6 protein-coding genes and 2 pseudogenes are annotated in these 3,780 nt (G+C 42.5%); 2 read left to right on the forward strand and 6 right to left on the reverse strand.

Annotation, left to right across the window (positions count from 1 at the left end):
- Both B9T16_RS26625 and B9T16_RS26630 read left to right on the forward strand, forming a co-directional pair.
- Window positions 1–374 (forward strand): annotated as a pseudogene (locus tag B9T16_RS26625) (Uma2 family endonuclease); the annotation flags it as partial.
- Between the two features lie 64 nt (window positions 375–438).
- Window positions 439–789 (forward strand): HAD family hydrolase, encoded by a 351-nt coding sequence (locus B9T16_RS26630; RefSeq protein ID WP_410246172.1) that lies wholly within the window; start codon window positions 439–441, stop codon window positions 787–789.
- 100 nt (window positions 790–889) lie between these two features.
- Here B9T16_RS26630 and B9T16_RS26635 read toward each other — a convergent pair whose 3' ends face one another.
- From B9T16_RS26635 to B9T16_RS26660, 6 genes and pseudogenes are all read right to left on the reverse strand, one after another.
- Window positions 890–1,126 (reverse strand): hypothetical protein, encoded by a 237-nt coding sequence (locus tag B9T16_RS26635; RefSeq protein ID WP_014275463.1) that lies wholly within the window; start codon window positions 1,124–1,126, stop codon window positions 890–892.
- 395 nt (window positions 1,127–1,521) lie between these two features.
- Window positions 1,522–1,839 carry a hypothetical protein gene (locus tag B9T16_RS26640; RefSeq protein ID WP_410246059.1) on the reverse strand — a complete coding sequence of 106 codons (318 nt, stop codon included), beginning with the start codon at window positions 1,837–1,839 and terminating at the stop codon, window positions 1,522–1,524.
- A gap of 1 nt (window position 1,840) precedes the next feature.
- Window positions 1,841–2,260: a hypothetical protein gene (locus B9T16_RS26645; RefSeq protein WP_410246058.1), complete on the reverse strand. Its 420-nt coding sequence runs from the start codon at window positions 2,258–2,260 to the stop codon at window positions 1,841–1,843.
- Window positions 2,261–2,263: 3 nt separating this feature from the next.
- Complete coding sequence (locus tag B9T16_RS26650; RefSeq protein ID WP_410246057.1) at window positions 2,264–2,617, reverse strand: hypothetical protein; 354 nt, start codon at window positions 2,615–2,617, stop codon at window positions 2,264–2,266.
- A gap of 21 nt (window positions 2,618–2,638) precedes the next feature.
- Complete coding sequence (locus B9T16_RS26655) at window positions 2,639–2,806, reverse strand: hypothetical protein (RefSeq protein WP_410246056.1); 168 nt, start codon at window positions 2,804–2,806, stop codon at window positions 2,639–2,641.
- Between the two features lie 347 nt (window positions 2,807–3,153).
- Window positions 3,154–3,780, reverse strand: a pseudogene (locus tag B9T16_RS26660) (hypothetical protein); the annotation flags it as partial.

A 3,780-nucleotide genomic window follows, 5' to 3' on the forward strand; every position in this document is an offset into this window, starting at 1 on the left:
CCAGTGTAGAAGTCTATCACCTAGTGGAAAATCACTATGAGTTAGTGGCGGCGAATGAAAGAGGTCACTATCCCATTCACTCCATGGGTGTAGAATTAGGGATTTGGCGGGGACAGTATAGCAACGTAGAATTGCCTTGGATGCGTTGGTGGGATAATCAGGGTAATTTGCTATTAACGGGGGATGAACGGGCTAGAATTGAACGTCAGCGGGCGGAAAATGAACGTCAGCGGGCGGAAAATGAACGTCAGCGGGCGGAAAATGAACGTCAGCGGGCGGAACAAGCCGAAGTAGAGTTACAGCAGGAACGCCAACGGGCGGAAAGACTAGCGGAGTTATTACGCGCCCAGGGAATTAACCCGGATGAACTGTAATATAAAGGTGGGTTACTAAGTCAACTTGAATAGGGGAGAGGGGGTATTTGAGAAGTTGAAAACGGTGTTATTTTGGGATATTGACGGGACGCTTTTAAACACTAAAGGGGCGGGGCGGCTGTCGATGGAGGTAGCGATCGCAGAACTGACAGGCGATCGCACGGATTTGTCAGCTTTGAATATGGCGGGATTGACAGATTGGGATATTTGCAGCAGGATTTTAGAAAAGTGCAATCTTGAACCGACGGCGGAAAATATCGAACAACTTCAGAAACTCTACATTAAACATCTCCCCGAAATGTTGCTGCGATGTCGGGGATATGTGTTGGCGGGAGTGCGGGAAATTTTGGAGAATTTGCAACAGCGCACCGATGTTTTATCTTTGGTTTTAACCGGAAGCGTTTATACGAGTTAAGTGACTTGGGTGGCGATCGCTTTAGTTTTTCTGTATGATGATTGTGGCCAGGAGCAATGGCTACTTGACAACCCGTTATCCGTTAGGGCCACAGACAACTCTACTCCCAAGTCCTAACGGATTCTTGTGGCTTTGGCTTGATTGTGCGATCGCGTTTACTTCTTGTCCCTCGTTGTTCACTGCTAAGTATTTTGTAAATCAACTTCATTAATTCATTGTCTCTTGAGTTAACCTCTGTTATTAACTTTTGGTTCTGTTTCATTAAAGACCACACTAGAAATATCACAACCCCATCACTTCCTACCCGTAATAATTCCGGCAAAACTTCAGTCGTCATAATTTTTGTATTGATCGCCTTGTATATTTAACGGAAAATAATCCTGATTTTTGGTTAAGTATTTTTCCATGTGGTTGACGTTTATCCATATAAGTCTGTTATGCTCTTCTATTTCTCGCCTAAGCATTGATGATATTCTGTTTAGCTCTTCTCTGTTTCTGTTGACTTGTACTTTAATTATTGTGTATTGAACTGATACATACCATACCGTACTAATGAGTGAAAGTATCCAACTTATGATTATTGTGATTTTTTCGACTTCAATATCCACGGCGGAATTAACTCCTATGTTTATGTGGATTTTTAATCACATTTTACTTGGGTTAATTTCAAGACTTTGACCAGATAACGCAGATAGAATCCGAATTATCTGGCAGCTTTAAATTTTCGACCAACTAACTTTTGACGTTCGGGACAATTATACTATTTTCATACTTTTCCAAAAAAGCTAGAGTTCTTTCTAACCTCCTAAAAAATGTCCCGTCTAAACTTTCTACTACAGGCTCAATACTTACTGCTGAGACCATATTAATTGCTTTATTTCCTGGTTGTTGGTTGTATACTTGCTGTGCTTGATATAATGCCCCTACTAAATGACAAAATTCTACGGTAGCGTCCACACTATCACCGCTTGCCCCCAATGTTCCTAGTAAGGTTTTAAACTGTGAATCATTGGGGAGATGGTCAATTAATTGATTAAGAGAGATGTCCATGTTAGTCTACAAAAGCCTCAATTGTTACGTTAAACTTTAGATCCATTGTAGGATGATTTTCGATCCATGTTGCGTTTTTGAAAAAACGGCGGCGAACTCCTAACTTTCTAATCACCGAGGGGTTATCTGTAAACCCTTGAACTGGTGGATAATTAATCAGTTGCGGTTCCTCTGTAACGTATACAGTCCTTTGCTCTGTTATCCAGTCAGAATTTTCAGAATCATTATAATAATGCCCTCGAATAAGCAGCATTGACCTATAGCCATCATAGGGATTTGTCCACCGCCCCCAATCAGTTAAAAATCTAAACCTCAATAATGAGTATTGAGTAACTGGGGAGCTGTGAATTATCCACTCTTGAGTTGGCTGATAGCCTGAAGCTATCACCTTCCAAGTGCCATAAGCATCGGTAAAATCCATGTTTTACTTGATAACTTGACGACGGTCTAGACTAGCTCTCAATACTGTTTTACCGTTTAGGGTTTTACCGCCACTATTATAATGATGTAAAGCAGCGTTTACGTTTTCTACGTCGCAAAATACTCTGTATGTAATTGGTGGTTTATTAGCTCCATTGTTGCAACTAATGCAAAGTCTCACCAATACACCAGCTCGCATTAATTCCCCAGTATCATAAACTGGCTCCTTCTTATTTGCGTCAGCGACTGGACCTATTCCCAAATTGGTTACAGTGTCTGAGGTATACATCACACTACTAGATCTAAATACTCTAACCTTAGTGCCATCTACTAATTGACACAGTTTCGTTCTAGCCATTGATATACTCTCCTTTTGTTATTAGCGGTAATCAACTCGTACACGATCGCGACATGAAGTTATCACTCCCGTACCATCCCAGGGCTTGTTAGGTAGTATCTGGATAGCTTCAGTCACTTTGTCTGTAGGCACATAAATATCCGCCCCAAAATACTTCTCGCCTTTTCGGTAGTTAATTCTCATCTTCATTAAGTAGCCCTCCTGCACAGCTTTATTTGGCTTAAGCATATGGGCGTTTACTTCAGTTGGATTTGTATGGGCGGTCATTCCGAGATGTGTAGCAATGCCATCATACCGAGCAGAAAGCCTTGCTGCCACTCTAGTGGTTCCTGTACCCCCTGGCGACGGTGAAGTCCAGCTATAAATTTTCGTACTATTTAGACTAGACATCCAATACCTGCCTTGTTGCTTCAAAACTGCTTACCATTACATTCATAACAGGCATTTTTAGGGTATGGAACAGTTACGGAAACCTATAGGGTTTCCGAATATGCAAGGGAGTTTGCTTGATCTAAAAAAATAGTTGGGGTTGTCTTCTAATCGGGATTCCTGTATATATGCCCGTTGTAGTCACAGAGAAGGATAGGCTCGTTGAGCATCTCTAAAAACAATTTCGCCTCTCTAAAATAGACGTGCCCGACCGGACGGCGGCGGGGTGGTTTGACTTTGTTACCCAATATCGTCACTTCTGGGGGCGTAATAGGAAACGCTTGGGATGGATTTTGGTTGCTCGATGTAAAGACCTTTGAACTGTCAAACTCTATCTGCATCACCTGGCAGATTCGCTGATAAAGATTAATCCCCTCTGATGCGCTAGTTGCAAAAACAAACGACTCTAACCCTTGGTGCTTGTCTCTATAGCTAACCGATTCTCTACCCTTGTGAAGACGAAATTGTTGGGGTTGTAGAAAGTTCTGGACAATTCTCTGAGCCAAATTTCTGATGTTAGCCTTAGTTAACAAGTCGCCAGTTCCGTTCGGGTTTTCCGTTTTTCCCACCAAACGGAAACCAACTCTCGCCTCTAGTTGTCGGTAGCCTTTTTCCACATCCTCGATCCGTTCCAAAAAGTACAGCACAACTTTGGGAGCGCCCCGGTAACTGATACCCGTCGAAACAGTGCTATCCATTCCCTCACTGCTACCCCCACCCTCGTAGTGGATTTG

This window comes from Arthrospira sp. PCC 8006 (genome assembly GCF_046480465.1).
GTDB lineage: Bacteria > Cyanobacteriota > Cyanobacteriia > Cyanobacteriales > Microcoleaceae > Limnospira > Limnospira platensis.